The sequence below is a fragment of the Pseudomonas entomophila genome (genome assembly GCF_013523165.1).
Classification (GTDB): domain Bacteria; phylum Pseudomonadota; class Gammaproteobacteria; order Pseudomonadales; family Pseudomonadaceae; genus Aquipseudomonas; species Aquipseudomonas entomophila_A.
On sequence record NZ_JAAMQI010000007.1, the window covers coordinates 121,443 to 140,406 of the forward strand.

Consider the following 18,964-nt stretch of genomic DNA (forward strand, 5'->3'; position numbering starts at 1 on the left):
CAATCGACTACCTGGTACCCGCCCACCGAGTGGCCCCTGTGGGAGCGGGCTTGCCCGCGATGAGGGCCCGGCCAGCGCCGCCCTCCTCGAAGATCGGCACCGGCACGAGACGTGGCTTACTGTTGCCCTTGCTGCTGGTAGTTCTGCCCCGGGATCGGCTTGAGGTTCACCTCGACGCGACGGTTCTGCGCACGACCGTTGGCATCACCGTTGCTGGCGATCGGTTGGTCAGGGCCCAGACCACGGGCCGAGACGCGCGACGGGTCGACGCCCTGGGAGGTCAGGTAGCTGCTGACCGCCTGGGCACGGCGCTGTGACAGGTCCATGTTGTGCTGACGGCTGCCCGTGCTGTCGGTGAAGCCGACGACTTCGATGGTGTTCTGGTTGAACTGCTTGAACGAACCGGCCAGGTTGTTGAGCGGGGTGTAGAAGCTGGGCGAGATGCTCGCCGAGTCGGTGGCGAAGGTGATGTTCCCCGGCATGATCAGCTTGATCTGGTCGCCCTCGCGCTGCACTTCCACGCCCGTGTTGGCCATGCTTTCGCGCAAGGCGGCTTCCTGACGGTCGGCGTAGTAGCCATAACCTGCCGCCGCCGCCCCTACGGCCGCTGCGCCGATCAGCGCGCCCTTGCCACGGTGGTTATGGTCGATGGCCGCGCCTGCCACGGCACCGGCCAATGCGCCGAGCCCGCCGTATTTGGCCGTCTTGCTCACGCCACCCGACGCCTGGCCTTGGTCAGTGTAAGGGTTCTGGCTGGCACAACCGGACATCACGGCCGCGGCCGTGACCGCGATGACAAGACGCTGCATGTTGAACATGGGCAAGCTCCTACTCGATTCAAAAAGTGCATGGGGCCTCTGGCAGGCCCGTGCGGGTTTGGATCGTGATCGCGGAGAAAAATTCCTTGCCCAGGGCGCAGGACCCGAGACGGCGATGCTTACGGCAGGAACAGACGGAACACGCCACCGCCCAGGCTGCCACCGTTGGAGATCTCGATGCGCCCCTTGATGCCATCGCGCTCGTGCAACGCCGCGATACGCGAGGCGAAGTACAACCCCAACCCCGTGCTGCCGCTGCTCTGGTCAATGCCCTGGATGAACTCCTGCTGGCGATCGAGCATGGCCTGCGGGTAGCCCGGGCCATCGTCATTGATGCTGATGACCAGCTGCTCGTCCTCCTCGTCGATGGTCATCAGCAAGGCATGGCCGGCATGCCGAACGGCGTTGTCGATCATGTTGCCCACCACCGAGGCGACCAGCTCGCGGTCGAAGAACCCCAGCGGGCTGAAGGCATCCACGCGCCACGTGGCCTGGATGTTGCGCTGTACCAGCACATCCTGGTGCAAGGCCAGCTGCGCCTCGATGAAGTCATCCAGCTCGTGGTAGTCCGGGCACACCGGCAACTGGTTGACCCCCAGCTTGTACAGCCCCAGCAATTGCACCAGCATGCTGTTGAGGTGGGCGAACTCGTGCTCGATCACGCCATGTTCGACACCGCTGCGCAGGTCCTCCGGCATGCGCGCGACCCACTGGCCATGGGCCTGGATCAACGCTGCCAGGGAGTTTTTCATGTCGTGTACGGTGGAGGCGATCACCGTGGAGAAATCCAGCCCCTGGTTTTCCTGATTCATGCGCCAAAGACTCGAAGGTGCAGTTTACGGTAGCGTTCGTAGCGGCTGTCGCTGGTGGGAATGCCCGAAACGCCTTGGAGGCTACGACGGCACTCTTGCAGGATGTCATCGGATAGCTTGTCGCCAGCGATCCGCAGCAAGGCCTGGGTGGTGTTCAAGGCAATGCTGATGTTCTTCGGTTGCATGCCGAGCGCGCGCCGGAAGGTGTCCAGCGCCTGTGGCACCGCACCGGCCTGGTAACTGCGCACGCCTTGGCGGTTGAGCTCGACGGCCTGGGTCACGGCAGTGAGCACGCTCGGGTCGTCGGTCAGCTGCGAGACACTGTCCATGACCTTCGGGTCGTCGCCATAGGTTTCGACGCAGCTCTTGAGAATGTTGTTGGCCGCCTCGCCCTGCCCCAGTTGCTGCAGTTGCTTAGCCACGGTCAGCGCGGCGTCCACGGAGAAGAACTGGTCCATCTTCTCCAGCCGCTGCACGGCCTGTTCGGTCAGCTTGAGCGCCGTGTCGGGATCGCCGACCTGCTGCAGGCTGGCCGCCTTCATCATGCGCGCACGCACCTGAAGGCCTGGATCGTCGGCGTTTTCCTTGGCCACTTCGCTGAGCGTGGTGTTGATCTCGACCCGCGCCCGCGCATCCAGGCCCTGGGCCTCGCCACGGCTCATCAGCGCCTGGGCCAGGCCCAGGTTGCACTCCGGGTCCTTGTAGCGCGAACTCTTGCCCTGGTTGACCGCCTGGCGGAAGGCCCTGGCCGCGCCGTCGAAGTCGCCGTTCTCCATCGCCAGCTTGCCCAGCAGCGACTGGCGGCGTACCGCCAGGGGCGAGAGGCGTACGGCTTCCTCGAGCAAGGTCTGCGCGCGCTGGGTATCGCCCTGCGCCACCAGCGCCTCGGCCATGCCGTCGTACAGGTTGGGCATGATCGGGAAGGCCTTGAGCGCTTGTTCGAAGACGCCCTGGGCCTGGCCGTACTTGCCCCGCTTGTGCATGAGGTTGCCCAGCGCGGCATAAGCCCACGGCTGCGGGCGGCTGGCCAGGATCGCCTTGAGGAACTTCTCCAGCTCCTCGAAGCGGTTCAGGTCGCGCATGGCATCGGCGCGGTAGCGCAGGCACAACGGCGCAAAGCGAGGGTCTTTCTTGCACAGCTCGGCGCAGGCGGCCAGCACTTCGCCCGGACGGCCGCGGTCCAGCGCCTGCAGGATCGGCTTGAGCAGGGCCTTGCGCTGGGTCAGCTTCTCCAGCCGCTGGGCCAGCCCTACGCGGTTGAACGGCTTGGTGAGGTAGGCGTCGGGCTCGTGCTCGATGGCGCTGAGCACGATGGCCTGGCTGCTTTCGGCCGTGACCATGAGAAACACGCACTCATGGCTGATCAGCTTGTCGATGATCAGGTCCTCGAGCACCTGCTGGCCGTTCTTCTTGCCATCGCCCAGGTGGAAGTCCTGAAGGACGAAATCGTAGCGCTTCTGCGCGCACAGGCGCAGCGCCTGTTCGCCGCTGTCGGCGGTGTCCACGTCGCGAGCGCCGAGCTCGCGCAGCATGGAGCGCGTCGACGTCCGGAAATCGGTGTAGTCGTCGACGATCAGAAAGGATTTTTGCCCGTACTGCAGCATCTACGCAACCTGTCCTGGTGTAGAAGGGAAATGGCGCATGCCGTTGCCAGACGCCATCCAGGCTATCGACCGCCATCGAGAAAAGATGAGCCGGATTTCATCACAGCCGCCTGATGGCGTCGAGCCATCCTTTTTTAGGGGCGCAGGACTAGAACTTCACGCCCACGCTCAGCGTCAGGAAATCACGATCGCTCATCGTGCTGTACGCGCCGCCGAAGAAATTGGTATAGGCCACGCTGGCCATGTAGGTGTCCTGGTATTCGGCGTCCAGCCCCAGGCTCACGGCCTTGCGGCCTTCCTCGAACGTCGCTTGCGGGCCGGGCGAATAGCCCGACACATCGTGCGACCAGGCGATGCTCGGGGTCAGGTCGACGCCGGCGAAGACCGCATCATACGTCCAGGCCGCGCGCGCGCGGTAACCCCAGGCAGTACGGGTGGTATAGCCCTCGTTCTCGCAATGACGGCCGGGGTCGGCGCTGCCGCCCAGGCCCGAGCCGGCATACGTACGGGCATTCACCGCGGCACAGGTGTCCGCACCGCCCGCGTCAGGCAGGGGGCCGGGGCCGAACACCGCATCCCGGCCATAGCGCGCCTGGCGGGTGCTGTCCAGGCCGCCCACGTACGTCACGCCCACCTCCCCCATCACGGTGAAGCGACGAGCGCCCATGACCTGGTCGAAGACCTGGGTCAACGAGGTCTGGAACTGCGTGACGTCCTTGCGTCGGTAGCCTGCAATCGCCTCTCCGGCCGCCCCGTCGAGCACCGACGCATTGGCCAGGGTACCGCCCACGGGGCGCAGGGCGGCGAACAGGACGTCATGGCTAGCGAGCTGCACCGGCGCATTGGGCCGGTAGCTCAGCTCGCCACGCCACGCCAGGCCTGCGGGCAACGTCGTCGAGAAGCTGACCCCGTAGAGCCAAATGTCCTCCGGGTACTCGACGGCGTAACGGCCGCTACCTGCCACGGCCAGAGGGCGCAGCGCTTCGGGCAATGCCTGGCTCGCGGCCAGCGCGGAAGCGGAGGCCCGCCGGGCGCTCAGGAACGGCAGCCGGCTGTGGTAGTTCATGACGTAGGCCCCGAACTCGGTGTCCAACGGCTCGAACAGGTAGTGCAGCGCCAGCCCGAACTGGCCACCGTCCCGCGCGTCGCGGTCCACGCCTCGGCCGACCTTGACCCCTTCGTCGTCGATGTCCACGCCCTGGCCCGCCAGCAGGGTCCGGTCGGCCGCTGACAGGGCGCGCCGGCTGTCGAGCAGGCGCAGGTTGTCGGTGCAGCCATTGGCCAGGACATCGGACTGCGAGAAGAACGTGCCGCAGTTCTCGCCGTCGGTCTGTGCCCAGTCAAGCTGGTAGAACGCCTCGGCCGACACGGCATCGGTCAGTTGCTGGGACACGTAGAACAGATTGACGGGCGCCTGGCCGTCCTTGAGGTCAGTGCCGGGCCGCCGGAACGCACTGACGTCGGTCCGGTTGATGGCATTGAGGCCGCCGCCGATGAACAGGCCTTCGCCCCAGTTCACCACCTGCCGGCCCAGCCGGACCGTGCCGGGCTGCTCACCGAGGGTGTAGTGATGATAGGCGAACGCCTCGAGCAGCTCGACCCCGGAGGGCCGGGCACTGCGCGCACGGTGTGAGTCGCCGATGTCCTTGAACGGGCGGCCTTCGTCCTTGAGCTCGAAGTCGTACCAGTACCGGCCCTGCAGGTACACACCGCTGTCGCCATACTTCAGCTCCAGGCCATGCAGCCCGGTGAAGACCTTGGAAAAGGTGTCGCCGCGCTTGAAGTTCTGCCGCCCATCGTCGCTGATCGGCGCAAGCCCCCGGCCACCGTTGTTGGCCCCGATCAACCCCGTGTCCGGCTTGGCGGTGGACCAGCCGGCGCCGATCGACAGCGTGGTGTCCAGCTGCGCCTCCACTTCGCCGATGTTGAAGCTGACGCCGAACGCAGGCGTGGCGAGCGAGGATGCCAGGCTGATGGCCAGTGGCAGGCGGGCGCGGCGCCAGCGGGCGGGGGCGGGTGTCATCGACGGTTCTCCAGATCAGGGGCGGTGCAGGCTGAGGGCGCGGTCATCGTCCGGCCCGGAGGTCTGACCACGACGGACGGCGGACGTTGCCGGGCGCAGTGTAGCGGGAGACCATCGCAGCGCGTTGGACATCGTGCCTGGAAAGGCTGCCACGACGCGCCCTGCCAATGGCCGAAGACCGATTCGACCAGACCGCCCCAAGGCCTGCGACGTGTCCACCAGGCTTGTCAAACGCCCCTCCCCTGCGCCACTGTCCATCTCTGCCCTTTCGCCAGCGGAGTTCGCATGCCAAGTCCCCGTCACGCCGTGTTCCTCGATCACCACTCCCTCGACCTGGGGGACCTCGACCTCTCGCCCCTGGAGCAGGCCTTCGAGACCTTCACGCTGCATGCCACCACGGCGCCCGAGCAGGTCGCCGAGCGCCTGCGGGGCGCCACGGTGGTGATCAGCAACAAGGTGGTGCTCGACGCCGCCGTCCTGAATGCCAACCCGCAGCTCGAGCTGATCCTGGTCGCCGCCACCGGCACCAACAACGTCGACCTGCAGGCAGCCCACGCGCAGGGCATCACGGTGTGCAACTGCCAGGGCTACGGCACGCCCTCGGTCGCCCAACACACCCTGGCCCTGCTGCTGGCCCTGGCCACACGCCTGTGCGATTACCAGCAGGCCGTGGCCGAGGGTCGCTGGGCGCAGGCGCGTCAGTTCTGTCTGCTGGACTTCCCCATCGTCGAGCTGGAAGGCAAGACGCTCGGCCTGCTCGGCCATGGCGAACTGGGCGGTGCGGTGGCGCGGCTGGCCGAGGCGTTCGGCATGCGTGTGCTCAGCGGGCAGATCCCTGGACGGCCGGCGCGGCCCGACCGAGTGCCACTGGACGTGCTGCTGCCCCAGGTGGACGCCCTGACCCTGCACTGCCCCTTGAACGCGCATACCCAGGGCATGCTCGGCGCCCGTGAACTGGCCTTGCTCAAACCCGGCGCGCTGGTGGTGAACACTGCGCGCGGTGGCCTGATCGACGAGCAGGCCCTGGCCGATGCCTTGCGCAACGGCCATCTGGGAGGCGCGGCCACCGACGTGCTCAGCACCGAGCCGCCCGTGGCAGGCAACCCCCTGCTCGAACCCGACGTTCCACGCCTGATCGTCACGCCGCACAGCGCCTGGGGCGCCGTCGAAGCGCGCCAGCGCATCGTCGGCCAGCTCGCCGAGAACGCCCGCGGCTTCTTCGACGGGCAGCCACGTCGCGTGGTCTAGACCTGGGGCGGCTCTGATAAACTGCGCGCTTTTTCCAGGAGATACCGTCATGGACCCGCGCAGTGAAGTGCTGCTTCGTCAGGCCGAGCTTTTCCAGGGCCATGTCCTGCTGGCCGGCCTCCCTCCCGACGACCTGCTCGGTCGACTGCCTCAGGCCCATGGCTGGACCTGGCATGCCGGCGATCTGGCCCGGCTCGAGCAGCGCTTTGCCGGGCGGGTCCACCATGGCGTCGTACCGGGCACACAGGCCTTCGACAGTGCCGTGCTGTTCCTGCCCAAATCGCGTGACCTGTCGGCCTATCTGCTCGACACGCTGGCCGGCCGGATGAAGACCGGCACGCTTTACCTGGTCGGTGAAAAGCGCGGCGGCATCGAAGGCGCGGCCAAGCAGCTGCATCGCTTCGGCAAGCCGCGCAAGCTCGACAGCGCCCGGCATTGCCAGCTCTGGCAGGTGGAGGTGGACAACGCACCGGCAGCCACGCCTCTGGAGCAGTTGGCCGAACGCTTCGAGCTGCCTCTGGAGGACGGCCCGCTGCAGGTGGTCAGCCTGCCAGGTGTCTTCAGTCACGGGCGCCTGGACAAGGGCACGGCGTTGTTGCTGGCACATCTGGAGGGCCTGCCGCGCGGCAAGGTGCTCGACTTCGGCTGTGGTGCAGGCGTGCTGGGGGCAGTGATCAAACGTCGCTACCCGGACAGCGACGTGACCCTGCTGGACGTCGATGCCTTCGCCGTGGCCAGCAGTCGCATGACCCTGGCGGCCAACGGGCTGGACGGCGAGGTGCTCAGCGGGGATGGTATCGAGGCCGCCCCTCGAGAGCTGATGCTCATTCTCAGCAACCCGCCGTTCCACAGCGGGGTACACACCCACTACGAAGCGGCGGAGAAATTGCTGAAAACTTCCCACGAATACCTGCGAAAAGGCGGCGAACTGCGCTTGGTTGCCAACAGCTTCCTGCGCTATCAACCGCTGATCGAGCAGGCCTTGGGCCAGTGCCAGGTCCTGGGCGAGGGCCAAGGGTTCAAGATCTACAGTGCACGGCGCAGCTGAAACAGGGCTTGCCCAACGCGCTGCAACTGGGCAGAATCCGCCCCGTCCTAGGGGAGTAGTCTCCCGCGAGCGCCCTGCTCGCCCGGTACGCGTCAACATGCTTGGTCCACAGACCATGGCGCGTACGACCCACGGTCCGCACAGACGGATCCAGGGTTCGACAAGACCTATGACACGCACACCTTACCCGGGGCGGGGAGGCTGTTCGTGTCATAGCCGTGTCGACCCGCCCCTGTAGGAATCCTGATGCTGGAATCGTTGCTCGTCCCCACCGCCATCGTTGCGCTCGCCGAAATCGGCGACAAGACGCAGTTGCTCGCGCTCGTGCTCGCGGCCCGCTTTCGCAAACCCTGGCCGATCATCGCCGGCATCGTCGCCGCCACCTTGGCTAACCATGCGGCAGCAGGCGCGGTGGGCGCCTGGGTCGGGGACTTCTTCAGCGACAGCGTCCTGCACTGGATCCTGGCCGCCAGCTTCACGGCCACGGCCCTGTGGACACTGGTGCCGGACAAGCTCGACGACGACGAAGCCTCCACGGCGCGCCGCTTCGGCCCCTTCCTGACGACCCTGATCGCGTTCTTCCTGGCCGAGATCGGCGACAAGACCCAGGTCGCCACGGTCATGCTGGCCGCGCAGTATCCCTACCTGATCATGGTCATCATCGGCACCACCCTCGGCATGCTGATCGCCAACGTGCCCGTGGTGCTGGCCGGCAACTTCGCCGCCGATCGCCTGCCGCTGACGCTGATCCGTCGCCTGGCCGCGGCTGCGTTCTTCGTGCTAGCCGCCGTGGCGGTCTATGCGGCGATGCAGAGCAGTGGATGGGTGTAGCGGCAGGTGGCGAGCCAGCAGCTGGTAGCGCCTTAGGGCACGGTCCGCTCGAAGACGCTCGCACGCCATGCTCGGCGTGAAGCTCGCCACACAGCTCGACTACTTCTTGGCCGCCTGATACAGCGGCATGACCTTGGGAATGGCCGCCTGCAACGAGGCGATGCGGCTGCTCGAGGCCGGGTGAGTGCTCATGAACTCGGGCGGCGCGCCGTTGGAAGCCTGGGTCATCTTGTTCCACAGGGTGATGGCGGCGTTCGGGTTGTAACCGGCGCGGGCCGAGAGCTCCAGGCCGATCAGGTCGGCTTCGTTCTCGTTGGAACGGCTGTTGGGCAGGGTCAAGGAGTACTCGACGACCTTGTCGGCCAGTGCGAGGCTGGTTTCACCCAGGCCGAAGATCGCGCCAGCACCCTGGCGCGCCATCTGCACGCCGTAGGCCTTGGACATGGCTTCACGGCCATGCTCGCGCAAGGCGTGGGCGATCTCGTGGCCCATCACGGCGGCCAACTCATCGTCGGTGAGGTTGAGCTTCTCGATCAGGCCGCTGTAGACGATGATCTTGCCGCCAGGGCCGCAGTTGGCGTTGAGCTCATCGCTGTCGATCAGGTTGACCTCCCACTTCCACTGCGCCGCGTCGGGGCGGAACAGCGGCGCCTGGGCGATCAGGCGATCGGCGATGCGCTGGACCCGCTTGGCGTTGACGCTGCTCTTCTCCAGCGCCCCCTTGCTCGACGCCTCGCTCAAGGTCTGCTGGTAGGACTGGGCGTACATCGTGTTGACCTCATCGGTCGACAGCATGCTGAACATGTACTGCTTGCGCTCCACCCCCACGGCTCCGCCGCTGGTGGTGTTCACGGCCTGACAGCCGGCGAGCAGGATGCTGGCGCCCAAGGCGCTGGCGACGAATGACTTGCGCATGAAAACACTCCCTTTTTACGTGCCGCGTATCCTAGGCGTAACGCCGCGTTCAAGCCAGCGCCATGCAGCGGTTCGCGTCGCGCGTGCGACCTGCATCACGAAGCCGGGGTCAGGCACTCGGGGCCGTCCAGCGCCGGGTCGTTGACGAAGTTGGCGAGCAGGCGCTCACGCAGGCTCGCTGGCGGCTGGGCGAGCAGTTCGTGCAACCGGGGCATCGGCGTCTGCGGGTCGAGCCAGGCGGCTTGCGCGGCTGCGTCGAGCAGCAACGGGCGACGCTGGTTCATGGCGGCCTGGGTGACCATCGCGCAGCTCAGCCAGACCTGGTCCTGCACCGGGTAGGCCTCCCAGATGGCGGCGAAGGCCAGCACGCCGCCCTGCCCGTCCGTCAGCCAGTAGGGCCGCTTGCGGACACTGCCTCGCCACTCGTAGAACCCGTTGGCCGGCATCAGGCAGCGGCGCGCTTCGAAGGCGCCGCGAAACATCGGCTGGTCGGCCAGGGTTTCGGCACGGGCATGGGCCGGCGTGCGCGACAGGTCGGTGAGCCAGGACGGGGTCAGGCCCCAGCGCGCGCGCGCCACGTGCAGCTGGCCTTCGAGCAGGCGCTGGATGAGCACCTGCGCACCGGGGGCGATGTTCCAGCGCGGCGGCTGTTGACTGGGGAAACCAGGCAGCGCCGTGAAGGTGGGCGACCAGCGAAACAGTGCATAACGTCCAGACATGGGGGCGTGGGGGGCCTAACAGATCAAGGTGGCAGAAAAACTCTCCGGTTCGTCACCGGCCAGTGGCTGCGCGGTAGTGTACGCGGCGATCAGCGCACGTGCGCGCTCGGCGTCCTCATCGGCGACAGCCAGGGCCAGCAGACCGTGCACCGGCAGCTCGCCGAGCGCCCCGGTCAGGTGCCGCCCCGCCAGGTGCACGACCACACCCTCGCTGGCCAGCATGTCGATGAGCAACTGCGCCTCCATGAGGTTTTCCGGGTCGTAGATGCGCTGCATCAGGCGTCGTCCTCGCTGCGCGTCTCCAGGCTCCAGTCGTCGCCCTGCACCTGCAGGGTGAACACGATCGGTCGACAGCACACCTGGCAGTCTTCGATGTAGGTCTGATCGCCGCCAGAGAGGTCGACGGACGTGGTCACCGCTTCGCCACAGTAGGGGCAGTCGTAGAACGCTTCTTCGAGCATCGCGGCCTCGGGGATGACTTATGCGTATAATTACCGGTCTGCCTGTAGACCGCGCCGTTTCGCATCCGTTTGCCGGCAGCGGTGATCACCTTCTACCTTAGTCGTTTCCAACAAGAGAGCATGATGGGCGAATTCGATGCCATCCGACCATACGACGACGCTGAGGTCCCTGCCGTGCTGGCACGGTTGTTCAGCGACGCGGCCTTCCTCGACATCCTCACCCACTTCCGCTTCCCACGCGCGGCGGGGGCCCTGGGCTGGCTGCTCAAACCCCTGATCGCCCGTCGCCTGCGCAAGGAATTCGCAGGCGTCGACAGCGTGGCCACGTTGCAAGACAAGGTCGAGCACTATGTCGACCAGACCATCGAGCGCGCCACCGATGGCGTGACCTATACCGGGGTCGAGCAGCTCAAGTCCGGCACGGCCTACCTGTTCCTGGCCAACCACCGCGACATCGTGATGGACCCGGCCTTCGTCAACTATGCCGTCTACCATGCCGGCCTGCCGACGCCGCGGATCGCGATCGGCGACAACCTGCTGCAGAAGCCTTTCGTCAGCGACATGATGCGCCTGAACAAGAGCTTCATCGTGCACCGCTCGCTCACGGGCCGGCGCGAAAAGCTGGCGGCCTACCAGTTGCTGTCGGCCTACATCAACCACTCGATCCGCCACGACTGCGTGTCGATCTGGATCGCCCAGGCCGAAGGGCGTGCCAAGGACGGCGATGACCGCACCGACTCGGCGATCCTCAAGATGTTCCACATGAGCCGCAAGGACGAACCGTTCGGCGAGGTGATCCAGAGCCTGCACCTCACACCTGTCTCGATCAGCTACGAATACGACCCGTGCGACCTGGACAAGGCGCGTGAGCTGTACATCCGCGCGACCACCGGGGGCTACACCAAGGTGCCTGGCGAAGACGACTCGAGCATCGCCAAGGGCATCACCGGCTACAAGGGCCGGGTGCACATCCACTTCGCCACGCCGGTCGCCGCGGCGTTCGAGGACACCAAGCAACTGGCCCAGGAAGTCGATCGCCAGATCCTGGCCGGCTACCGGCTGTTCCCGGCCCACTACCTGGCCTATGGAATGTGGGCCGAGGCAGACCCCGCGCTCGGCGTGCCGACGGCCGAGCGCCTGTTCGACAAGGACGAACTGGCGACCGCACGGGCCGAGTGGCAGCGCCGCCTGGACGCCTGCCCCGTCGAGCACCAGCCCTACCTCATCGAGCAGTACGCGACGCCGGTACGCAACCAGTATCAGGTCAAGGCAGCCACGCAGCGCTGAGCAGGTCGGGGACAGCCTGCGCTGTCTCCAGCCGCTGGCCGGTATGGCAGGTGCCCGCCGCTCGCTGTGCAGTAAAAGTCAGTGTCACACGCTCGTCATGCAAAGAGGCCACGCTGTCGGCCTTCTTCGCATGGGAGCCCATCATGTTGCACGCTGAGAACCAGGACCACCTGTACCGAGTCGCGCACAGCGACGAGCAATCGGCCTTGATCGATGGCTTTTCCATCAACGTTCACGATCGCCGCTGGCTGACGTACTGCGTGCTGGGCGGGCATGCCCACCACGACTTGCCGGACGTGGACACGCAGACGGGCATCAGCCTGCTGGACTGGTCCTTCGAGGCGGCTTGAAACGTTCGTCGGGGGGCGATCGCCGCCCTGAAGGCGAGCGACGATCGAGGTCAGGCAGGAAGAGGTGTTACTGCGCCAGCACCTGACCGATGGTCGGGTCCTTGAACAGGCGCGTCAATGCATCGCTCAGCACATCACTGACCAGCTTGGTGTTGGTGTCCTGGTTCGGCGCCATGCCGAAGCGCTGGTCCAGCGACGCACCGTAGCGACCGTTGTAGCGACGGCCGGCATTGTTCACGTCCGCACGGAAGGTGGCGCCGATGGTGGCCTCGGTGACGTACATCTTGTCCTTGGGCGACTGGTACTTGAGCTCGGCCAGGGTCACGGTCAGCTGAGGCGCATTGTAGGCATTGGCGGTCGGCGTGAAGCCCAGCAGGCGCACGGCCGCTTCGGCCTGGGCCTGCAACTTGGGCACGACGTCGTTGCCACTGACGCTGATGGTGCTGGTTTCCGGGTACAGGCCGCCACGGGTGCCCAGGGACTGGCTCTGACGCCCATCCACCACACGCACGACCACGGGCTGGCCTCGGCCGACAGCGGCCAGCTGCGCGTTGAGGGTAGGCTGCGGGCTGAGTTGTTGGGGGCTGTGGGCACACCCGACCAGGCTCACGCTGGCCACCGCGATCAAACCGAACAACAGGCGTTGCAACATGCGCGTTTCTCCAGAAAAGGCCGCAAAGGCCACAGTATACCCAGCCGCCCGATGAGCGGCCATCGGCCCGCGAGGGCTGTCATACAGGGTTCATGGTCCGGAGGTTACCGTACGTGCATACCCGCTCGTTCAAGGACCGACCGCCATGCTCGCTTTCTGGAACCTGATGACCCGTCGCCCGACCCTGCGTGCCTATGCACGCCTGGATGCCCAAGGCCATTGCCAGGCCTTCAAGCACTGCGCCGAACGACCGGCCGGCAGCGGCTGGGTGGAGGTCACGGAGACGCGCCTGAGCTGGCTGGGGCTGCCGCTGCCTGCCAGCGCACGGGCACAGGCGCATCCGCAGACACACTGGCCAAGGCGCGGGTTGCCGGCGTGAGGCGCCTGGAAAACGACAATTAAACCGCGAATAACGACCTTTCTGCCCGCGACATCGTTATAATCTCCCCCCGATTACAAGGACGTCTCCTGATCGGGCCCCGCAGTACGCCGCTTCCCCGCGAACGGCACCTCCTGACTTCGCCCACAGAGAGCCTTCCACGACAGGTCTTGCATCGGCCTTCGCGCGCGTTTTCACGCGTTCGGCCCGGCTCGACCCTGCGGGTCGTCATCGCACGGCCCACTTTCAGAGGTTCACGCCTCCAGAAGAGCGTGAAACAACGGGTAATTCACAACTTCACAAGAGTGTGGCGAGCAGAATGAACAGTCTGGCAAGTGCAATAGCTGTCGAAGTCCGCAGTAACGCCTTTTTCGACCGATGCACCAGCGCGTCCGGTGGCACCGCCTGAGGGCGGACCATGACGCATTCCGGACATCTTGACCATTGGTCGAATTGCCGCAGGGCGGCAGCCAGCGTTCAATGCAAGGGCGCTGTGACTGATTGGCGAGTGTCCGTGGCAATGGCAGGCATTGCGAACAATCGGACATGGCGATCCCCGGCACCCCAGGGATCCTGTGCTGTCAATTAGGCTGTAGAGTGTGGAGACGCGGAATGTCGCAGAACGAATCGGTTGATGTGGTACTGGTAGGCGCGGGCATCATGAGTGCCACCCTGGCCGTGCTGCTCAAGGAACTCGATCCCTCGATCCGACTGGAGGTCGTCGAGGCGATGGACTCCGGCGCGGCGGAGAGCTCCAACCCCTGGAACAACGCAGGTACGGGCCACGCCGGCCTGTGCGAGCTGAACTACACGCCGCAGGCGGCCGATGGCAGCATCGACATCAAGAAAGCCGTGCACATCAATGCCCAGTTCGAGGTGTCCCGTCAGTTCTGGGCCTACCTGAGCCAGCAGGGCAACTTCGGCTCGCCCCGTGATTTCATCAACCCCGTCCCGCACCTGAGCTACGTCGAAGGTGACAAGGGCGTGGCGTTCCTGCGCAAGCGCTTCGAGCTGCTCAGCCAGCATCATGCCTTCGCCGACATGGAATACACCGAAGACAAGGCGAAGATGAACGCCTGGATGCCGCTGATGATGCCCGGCCGCCCGGCCGACCAGCACATCGCCGCCACCCGCGTGGCCCGCGGCACCGACGTCAACTTCGGTGCCCTGACCAACAAGCTGCTCACTCTGCTGAGCGGCATGCCCGACGCCCAGGTCAAGTACAGCAAGAAGGTCGTCGGCCTGCACCGCAATGGCAGCGGCTGGACCGTCGCCATCAAGGACGTCAACAGCGGCAGCAGCCGTGAAGTGGACGCCCGCTTCGTCTTCCTCGGCGCGGGAGGCGCCGCCCTGCCCCTGCTGCAGGCCTCGGGCATTCCCGAGAGCAAGGGCTTTGGCGGCTTCCCGGTCAGCGGCCAGTGGTTGCGCTGCGACAACCCCGAGATCGTCCGCCAGCACCAGGCCAAGGTCTACAGCCAAGCGGCCGTGGGCGCGCCGCCCATGTCGGTGCCGCACCTCGACACCCGCGTGGTCGATGGCAAGAAGTCGCTGCTGTTCGGCCCGTACGCGGGCTTCACCACCAAGTTCCTCAAGCATGGCTCGCTGCTCGACCTGCCGCTGTCGGTGCGCCTGGGCAACATCGGCCCGATGCTGGCCGTGGCGCGTGACAACATGGACCTGACCAAGTACCTGGTCAGCGAGGTGATGCAGTCCATGGAGCAGCGCCTGGAAGCCCTGCGTCGCTTCTACCCTGAGGCCCGTGCCGAAGACTGGCGCCTGGAAGTGGCCGGCCAGCGCGTGCAGATCATCAAGAAGGACCCGAAGAAAGGGGGCGTGCTGCAGTTCGGCACCGAGCTGGTCTCGGCCGCCGATGGCAGCCTGGCCGCCTTGCTGGGCGCCTCGCCAGGCGCATCGGTGACGGTGTCGATCATGCTCGACCTGCTGCAGCGCTGTTTCCCGGAGCAGGCCAATGGCGCCTGGAAGCACAAGCTCGACGAGATCTTCCCGGCACGCGAGAAGGCGCTGGCGCTGGATGCCGAGCTGTACCGCAAGGTCAGTGCCTACAACGACGAAGCCCTGCAGCTGGTCGCCCAGGACCACACTACCCAGCCGGCCTGAGCCCTGCTGCCGGCCTCGCGCGTGGACTCACGCGCCGAGGCCGGCTCACGGCATCAGCCGCGCGCGTTCTCGATGACCTGGATGTAGTCCGGTGCATTGCGCTGATCGGCGATGACCTCGACGAACGTCCTGCCCTGCTCGTCCTTGCCGTCCAGGTCCAGCCCCGCCTCCTTGAAGAAACGCACGAACCGCTCGAAGTCGTCGATCCGCAACCCGCGATAGGCCTTGACCAGCTTGTGCAGCGAAGGCGACGTCACGTCGTCGGCAGGCTCGAACACCAGGAACGACTTCACGTAATCGTCGCTGATCTCATCGCCAATCACCTGTTTCTTGTCTTTACGCATTGCGGGCTCCACTTGGCCGTCGGGATATCACGAAGCCCGGCAGTTTACCCGTGGCCGGTCGCCTGGCTCAACGCGCGCGTACGGTGCCGGTGTGCACGTCGGCCCAGACATGGCCATTGGCATAGCCGAGGTACTGCACATAGAGGGTCTCGTTGCGCAGCAGGTCCATGATCACCCGGTAGTCGCTGATCGGGTAATTGAGGCTGAGCGTATGGGTCTTGTCGTCGTAGACAGGCTTCTTCAGGCTCTTGCCGCCTTCGCCATCGAAGCTGAGCAGCACCTGTGCGACGGTTGCCCCCTTGCTCAACGGCTTGCCTTTCAGGCGCAGGGTCACCGCCGAGGTGATCGGGATCGGCTGCTGGTCGGACTGACGCTGCGTGCCGACGACCACCGAGTACTCGGTGACCTGCAGCAACTGTTGCTGCACGGGCGGCTGCTGCCGCACGTTCGCGTCGTCTGGTGGCAGGAATTGGCTGTGCAAGGGGGCAGCGGACAGCGGCAGGGCCACGGCCATCAACAAAGGGAGGAACACGCGCATGAGGGACTCCTTGGCAGAGAGCCGCACTCTATCATGCGCCTTCAAGGCCGGTGGACGTGCGGCCTCGGTGCGTGTCCCTGGCCCGCCACGGTGCCCGAACGCGGGCACACGGTGGCGGTCGCCCGGGGCTCAGAGCCCCTTGACGGCGAAGATGCCGTTGGCATTGCGCCAGTAGCCCTTGTAGTCCATGCCATAACCGAAGATGTAACGGTCCACGCAAGGCAGGCCGACGTAGTTGGCCTTCAGGTCGGGGCTGGCCTTGCGATCGTGGTCCTTGTCGATCAGGACCGCCGTGTGCACGTCACGCGCGCCGGCATGACGGCAGAAGTCGATGATCGCGCTGAGGGTGTGCCCTTCGTCGAGAATGTCGTCGACGATGAGCACGTCGCGGTCGATGAACGAAACCTCGGGCTTGGCCTTCCAGAACAATTCGCCGCCGCTGGTCTGGTTGCGGTAGCGCGTGGCGTGCAGGTAGGACACCTCCAGCGGGAACTGCAGATGAGTCAGCAGCTTGCCGGCGAAGATCAGTCCACCGTTCATCACGCAGAAGACCACCGGGTTCTTGTCGGCCATGACCTGGCTGATCTGCTGGCCGACCTGGGCGATCGCCGCCTCGACTTCGGCTTCGTTGTACAGGCAGTCAGCTTCGCGCATGACGTGATGGATGTGCTCGAGGTCGACGGACATGACGGTCTCCAGGGGGCGCGGATGAGAAAAGCGGGCAAAGGTACGCACCCCTCGACGCCAGATCAAGCGTTTATGGACTAACGTGCAGAATGACTGCGACATGCCGTGCTGAATAGATTAACCTAGCGCGGTTTTTTTGCCCGCCTCCCGGAGCTTACCTTTTATGCCCATTCGTGAGATCCGCCATCCGCTGATCCGCCACAAGCTCGGCCTGATGCGCCGTGCCGACATCAGCACCAAGAACTTCCGCGAACTCGCCCAGGAAGTCGGCGCGCTGCTGACCTACGAAGCCACCCAGGACCTGCTGCTCGAAACCTACGAGATCGACGGCTGGCACAGCAAGGTGTCGGTCGAGAAGATCGCCGGCAAGAAGATCACCGTCGTGCCGATCCTGCGTGCCGGCATCGGCATGCTCGACGGCGTGCTCAGCCTGATTCCGGGCGCCAAGGTCAGTGCCGTGGGCGTCGCCCGCAACGAGGAAACCCTCGAAGCGCACACCTACCTGGAAAAGCTGGCCCCGGAGATCGACCAGCGCCTGGCGCTGATCATCGACCCCATGCTGGCCACGGGCGCCTCCATGGTCGCCACCATCGACCTGCTGAAGAAAGCCGGTTGCCGCGACATCCGCGCCATGGTCCTGGTGGCCGCGCCGGAAGGCATCGCCACGGTCGAAGCCGCGCACCCGGACGTGCGTATCTACACCGCCTCCATCGATCAGTGCCTGAACGAGGACGGCTACATCATCCCTGGACTGGGCGATGCGGGCGACAAGATCTTCGGCACCAAGCAGAAGGACGCCTGACATGCAGGAGGGTTTCAACGACCCGCTCTGGCGTCAGGTCGTCTCTGGCGCGCAGATGCTCTTCGTGGCCTTTGGCGCGCTGGTACTGATGCCGCTGATCACCGGGCTGGACCCTAACGTGGCGCTGTTCACCGCGGGCCTGGGCACCCTGCTCTTCCAGGTGGTGACCGGTCGTCAGGTGCCCGTCTTCCTGGCGTCGAGCTTCGCCTTCATCACCCCCATCATCCTTGCCAAGGGGCAATTCGGCCTGGCCGAGACCATGGGCGGCGTGATGGCGGCCGGGTTCGTCTACACCTTCATGGGCCTGGCGGTGAAGATCAAGGGCACCGGTTTCATCGACCGGTTGCTACCGCCCGTGGTAATCGGCCCGGTGATCATCTCCATCGGCCTGGCGATGGCCCCCATCGCCGCGAACATGGCCATGGGCAAGTCGGGCGATGGCAGTGTCCTGCTGCCCTACCAGACCGCCATGATGATCTCCATGCCGGCCCTGCTCACCACGCTGGTCGTGGCGGTGTTCGGCAAGGGGATCTTCCGCCTGGTACCGATCATCGCCGGCGTGCTGGTCGGGTTCGCCCTGTCGTTCGCCTTCGGCGTGGTCGATACCGCCAAGATCGCCGCAGCGCCCTGGCTGGAAGTGCCGAACTTCACGGCACCGGCCTTCAACTGGCAGGCCATCCTGTTCATCGTTCCGGTGGCCCTGGCGCCGGCGATCGAGCACATCGGTGGCGTGATCGCCGTGGGCAGCGTGACGGGACGCGACTACCTGAAGACGCCCGGCCTGCACCGCACCCTGCTGGGTGATGGCATCGCCACCACGGCAGCCGGCCTGTTCGGCGGCCCGCCCAACACCACCTACGCCGAAGTCACCGGCGCAGTGATGCTGACCAAGAACTACAACCCGAAGATCATGACCTGGGCGGCGGTGTTCGCCCTCACCCTGGCGTTCATCGGCAAGTTCGGCGCACTGCTGCAGAGCATTCCGGTGCCGGTCATGGGCGGCATCCTCTGCCTGCTGTTCGGCTCGATCGCCGCAGTCGGCCTCAACACCATGATCCGCCACAAGGTCGACCTGGCCGAGGCCCGCAACCTGGTCATCGTGTCGGTGACGCTGGTGTTCGGCATCGGTGGAGTGCTGATCGGCAGTGGCGACGGCCCGGACGACTGGGGTCTGAAAGGCATCGCGCTGTGCGCGGTGGTGGCCATTGCCCTGAACCTGCTGCTGCCGGGCAATGACAGCTGGAAGCACAAGGCCGCCGACGACTGATCGGCGCCTCGCGCAGCGACGACGTCAGCGACGCCCTGGCCCTTGCGGCCAGGGCGTTTTC

General features: G+C 65.8%; 21 protein-coding genes and 1 riboswitch. Of the genes, 9 read left to right on the plus strand and 12 right to left on the minus strand.

Annotated elements, in window-relative coordinates:
• Nucleotides 1–116: 116 nt before the first annotated feature.
• The 4 genes from G7Z99_RS07750 to G7Z99_RS07765 form a co-directional block, all read right to left on the minus strand.
• The gene (locus tag G7Z99_RS07750) at nt 117–818 is read right to left on the minus strand and encodes an OmpA family protein (protein WP_181092981.1); all 702 of its coding nucleotides are present in this window, start codon (nt 816–818) and stop codon (nt 117–119) included.
• A 119-nt stretch (nt 819–937) separates the two neighbouring features.
• Entirely contained in the window at nt 938–1,630 is a 693-nt protein-coding gene (locus G7Z99_RS07755) for a sensor histidine kinase (protein ID WP_181092982.1), read from the minus strand.
• The gene (locus tag G7Z99_RS07760; protein ID WP_181092983.1) at nt 1,627–3,234 is read right to left on the minus strand and encodes a tetratricopeptide repeat protein; all 1,608 of its coding nucleotides are present in this window, start codon (nt 3,232–3,234) and stop codon (nt 1,627–1,629) included. Before G7Z99_RS07760 ends, G7Z99_RS07755 begins: the two co-directional genes overlap by 4 nt.
• A gap of 148 nt (nt 3,235–3,382) precedes the next feature.
• The gene (locus tag G7Z99_RS07765; RefSeq protein ID WP_181092984.1) at nt 3,383–5,257 is read right to left on the minus strand and encodes a DUF1302 domain-containing protein; all 1,875 of its coding nucleotides are present in this window, start codon (nt 5,255–5,257) and stop codon (nt 3,383–3,385) included.
• Between the two features lie 285 nt (nt 5,258–5,542).
• Between G7Z99_RS07765 and G7Z99_RS07770 the strand changes: the two genes are divergently transcribed.
• From G7Z99_RS07770 to G7Z99_RS07780, 3 genes are all read left to right on the plus strand, one after another.
• Nucleotides 5,543–6,505 (plus strand): 2-hydroxyacid dehydrogenase, encoded by a 963-nt coding sequence (locus G7Z99_RS07770; RefSeq protein WP_181092985.1) that lies wholly within the window; start codon nt 5,543–5,545, stop codon nt 6,503–6,505.
• Nucleotides 6,506–6,554: 49 nt separating this feature from the next.
• Nucleotides 6,555–7,553 carry a class I SAM-dependent methyltransferase gene (locus tag G7Z99_RS07775; RefSeq protein ID WP_181092986.1) on the plus strand — a complete coding sequence of 333 codons (999 nt, stop codon included), beginning with the start codon at nt 6,555–6,557 and terminating at the stop codon, nt 7,551–7,553.
• Between the two features lie 38 nt (nt 7,554–7,591).
• A riboswitch (yybP-ykoY riboswitch) is annotated at nt 7,592–7,712 on the plus strand.
• Nucleotides 7,713–7,799: 87 nt separating this feature from the next.
• Nucleotides 7,800–8,384 (plus strand): TMEM165/GDT1 family protein, encoded by a 585-nt coding sequence (locus G7Z99_RS07780; RefSeq protein WP_181092987.1) that lies wholly within the window; start codon nt 7,800–7,802, stop codon nt 8,382–8,384.
• 99 nt (nt 8,385–8,483) lie between these two features.
• Here G7Z99_RS07780 and G7Z99_RS07785 read toward each other — a convergent pair whose 3' ends face one another.
• The 4 genes from G7Z99_RS07785 to G7Z99_RS07800 form a co-directional block, all read right to left on the minus strand.
• On the minus strand, nt 8,484–9,299 hold the full coding sequence (locus G7Z99_RS07785) for a M48 family metallopeptidase (RefSeq protein WP_181092988.1): 816 nt from the start codon (nt 9,297–9,299) through the stop codon (nt 8,484–8,486).
• Between the two features lie 95 nt (nt 9,300–9,394).
• Nucleotides 9,395–10,018, minus strand: a complete 624-nt coding sequence (locus tag G7Z99_RS07790; RefSeq protein ID WP_181092989.1) for an SOS response-associated peptidase — start codon at nt 10,016–10,018, stop codon at nt 9,395–9,397.
• Nucleotides 10,019–10,033: 15 nt separating this feature from the next.
• Complete coding sequence (locus G7Z99_RS07795; protein WP_181092990.1) at nt 10,034–10,294, minus strand: putative signal transducing protein; 261 nt, start codon at nt 10,292–10,294, stop codon at nt 10,034–10,036.
• A complete protein-coding gene (locus G7Z99_RS07800) occupies nt 10,294–10,479 on the minus strand; it encodes a CPXCG motif-containing cysteine-rich protein (protein ID WP_181092991.1) in 186 nt (61 codons plus the stop codon). Before G7Z99_RS07800 ends, G7Z99_RS07795 begins: the two co-directional genes overlap by 1 nt.
• Nucleotides 10,480–10,602: 123 nt before the next feature.
• Between G7Z99_RS07800 and G7Z99_RS07805 the strand changes: the two genes are divergently transcribed.
• Nucleotides 10,603–11,766: a 1-acyl-sn-glycerol-3-phosphate acyltransferase gene (locus G7Z99_RS07805; protein WP_181092992.1), complete on the plus strand. Its 1,164-nt coding sequence runs from the start codon at nt 10,603–10,605 to the stop codon at nt 11,764–11,766.
• A gap of 143 nt (nt 11,767–11,909) precedes the next feature.
• Nucleotides 11,910–12,116, plus strand: a complete 207-nt coding sequence (locus G7Z99_RS07810) for a hypothetical protein (protein ID WP_181092993.1) — start codon at nt 11,910–11,912, stop codon at nt 12,114–12,116.
• A gap of 67 nt (nt 12,117–12,183) precedes the next feature.
• Here the strand turns inward: G7Z99_RS07810 and G7Z99_RS07815 are convergent, their stop codons facing one another.
• Complete coding sequence (locus tag G7Z99_RS07815; protein ID WP_181092994.1) at nt 12,184–12,768, minus strand: YajG family lipoprotein; 585 nt, start codon at nt 12,766–12,768, stop codon at nt 12,184–12,186.
• Nucleotides 12,769–12,913: 145 nt separating this feature from the next.
• Between G7Z99_RS07815 and G7Z99_RS07820 the strand changes: the two genes are divergently transcribed.
• Both G7Z99_RS07820 and mqo read left to right on the plus strand, forming a co-directional pair.
• Nucleotides 12,914–13,147 (plus strand): hypothetical protein, encoded by a 234-nt coding sequence (locus G7Z99_RS07820; protein ID WP_181092995.1) that lies wholly within the window; start codon nt 12,914–12,916, stop codon nt 13,145–13,147.
• A gap of 612 nt (nt 13,148–13,759) precedes the next feature.
• Complete coding sequence (mqo, locus tag G7Z99_RS07825) at nt 13,760–15,265, plus strand: malate dehydrogenase (quinone) (RefSeq protein ID WP_181092996.1); 1,506 nt, start codon at nt 13,760–13,762, stop codon at nt 15,263–15,265.
• A gap of 53 nt (nt 15,266–15,318) precedes the next feature.
• On the opposite strand, the gene G7Z99_RS07830 is transcribed toward mqo, so the two are convergent.
• The 3 genes from G7Z99_RS07830 to G7Z99_RS07840 all read right to left on the minus strand — a co-directional run bounded on the left by G7Z99_RS07830 (nt 15,319) and on the right by G7Z99_RS07840 (nt 16,834).
• On the minus strand, nt 15,319–15,609 hold the full coding sequence (locus G7Z99_RS07830; RefSeq protein WP_181092997.1) for a PA4642 family protein: 291 nt from the start codon (nt 15,607–15,609) through the stop codon (nt 15,319–15,321).
• Nucleotides 15,610–15,676: 67 nt separating this feature from the next.
• Complete coding sequence (locus tag G7Z99_RS07835) at nt 15,677–16,147, minus strand: hypothetical protein (protein ID WP_181092998.1); 471 nt, start codon at nt 16,145–16,147, stop codon at nt 15,677–15,679.
• 129 nt (nt 16,148–16,276) lie between these two features.
• Complete coding sequence (locus G7Z99_RS07840; protein WP_181092999.1) at nt 16,277–16,834, minus strand: hypoxanthine-guanine phosphoribosyltransferase; 558 nt, start codon at nt 16,832–16,834, stop codon at nt 16,277–16,279.
• A 163-nt stretch (nt 16,835–16,997) separates the two neighbouring features.
• Here G7Z99_RS07840 and upp point away from each other — a divergent pair, with 163 nt between their 5' ends.
• Both upp and G7Z99_RS07850 read left to right on the plus strand, forming a co-directional pair.
• Nucleotides 16,998–17,636 carry a uracil phosphoribosyltransferase gene (upp, locus tag G7Z99_RS07845; RefSeq protein ID WP_181093000.1) on the plus strand — a complete coding sequence of 213 codons (639 nt, stop codon included), beginning with the start codon at nt 16,998–17,000 and terminating at the stop codon, nt 17,634–17,636.
• Nucleotide 17,637: 1 nt separating this feature from the next.
• Nucleotides 17,638–18,903: a uracil-xanthine permease family protein gene (locus G7Z99_RS07850; protein WP_181093001.1), complete on the plus strand. Its 1,266-nt coding sequence runs from the start codon at nt 17,638–17,640 to the stop codon at nt 18,901–18,903.
• Nucleotides 18,904–18,964 lie beyond the last annotated feature (61 nt).

Bases quoted from the DNA above. Each gene is read 5' to 3' on its own strand.
- G7Z99_RS07750 (WP_181092981.1), bottom strand. From the start codon at position 818: ATGTTCAACATGCAGCGTCTTGTCATCGCGGTCACGGCCGCGGCCGTG.
- G7Z99_RS07755 (WP_181092982.1), bottom strand. From the start codon at position 1,630: ATGAATCAGGAAAACCAGGGGCTGGATTTCTCCACGGTGATCGCCTCC.
- G7Z99_RS07760 (WP_181092983.1), bottom strand. From the start codon at position 3,234: ATGCTGCAGTACGGGCAAAAATCCTTTCTGATCGTCGACGACTACACC.
- G7Z99_RS07765 (WP_181092984.1), bottom strand. From the start codon at position 5,257: ATGACACCCGCCCCCGCCCGCTGGCGCCGCGCCCGCCTGCCACTGGCC.
- G7Z99_RS07770 (WP_181092985.1), top strand. From the start codon at position 5,543: ATGCCAAGTCCCCGTCACGCCGTGTTCCTCGATCACCACTCCCTCGAC.
- G7Z99_RS07775 (WP_181092986.1), top strand. From the start codon at position 6,555: ATGGACCCGCGCAGTGAAGTGCTGCTTCGTCAGGCCGAGCTTTTCCAG.
- G7Z99_RS07780 (WP_181092987.1), top strand. From the start codon at position 7,800: ATGCTGGAATCGTTGCTCGTCCCCACCGCCATCGTTGCGCTCGCCGAA.
- G7Z99_RS07785 (WP_181092988.1), bottom strand. From the start codon at position 9,299: ATGCGCAAGTCATTCGTCGCCAGCGCCTTGGGCGCCAGCATCCTGCTC.
- G7Z99_RS07790 (WP_181092989.1), bottom strand. From the start codon at position 10,018: ATGTCTGGACGTTATGCACTGTTTCGCTGGTCGCCCACCTTCACGGCG.
- G7Z99_RS07795 (WP_181092990.1), bottom strand. From the start codon at position 10,294: ATGCAGCGCATCTACGACCCGGAAAACCTCATGGAGGCGCAGTTGCTC.
- G7Z99_RS07800 (WP_181092991.1), bottom strand. From the start codon at position 10,479: ATGCTCGAAGAAGCGTTCTACGACTGCCCCTACTGTGGCGAAGCGGTG.
- G7Z99_RS07805 (WP_181092992.1), top strand. From the start codon at position 10,603: ATGGGCGAATTCGATGCCATCCGACCATACGACGACGCTGAGGTCCCT.
- G7Z99_RS07810 (WP_181092993.1), top strand. From the start codon at position 11,910: ATGTTGCACGCTGAGAACCAGGACCACCTGTACCGAGTCGCGCACAGC.
- G7Z99_RS07815 (WP_181092994.1), bottom strand. From the start codon at position 12,768: ATGTTGCAACGCCTGTTGTTCGGTTTGATCGCGGTGGCCAGCGTGAGC.
- G7Z99_RS07820 (WP_181092995.1), top strand. From the start codon at position 12,914: ATGCTCGCTTTCTGGAACCTGATGACCCGTCGCCCGACCCTGCGTGCC.
- mqo (WP_181092996.1), top strand. From the start codon at position 13,760: ATGTCGCAGAACGAATCGGTTGATGTGGTACTGGTAGGCGCGGGCATC.
- G7Z99_RS07830 (WP_181092997.1), bottom strand. From the start codon at position 15,609: ATGCGTAAAGACAAGAAACAGGTGATTGGCGATGAGATCAGCGACGAT.
- G7Z99_RS07835 (WP_181092998.1), bottom strand. From the start codon at position 16,147: ATGCGCGTGTTCCTCCCTTTGTTGATGGCCGTGGCCCTGCCGCTGTCC.
- G7Z99_RS07840 (WP_181092999.1), bottom strand. From the start codon at position 16,834: ATGTCCGTCGACCTCGAGCACATCCATCACGTCATGCGCGAAGCTGAC.
- upp (WP_181093000.1), top strand. From the start codon at position 16,998: ATGCCCATTCGTGAGATCCGCCATCCGCTGATCCGCCACAAGCTCGGC.
- G7Z99_RS07850 (WP_181093001.1), top strand. From the start codon at position 17,638: ATGCAGGAGGGTTTCAACGACCCGCTCTGGCGTCAGGTCGTCTCTGGC.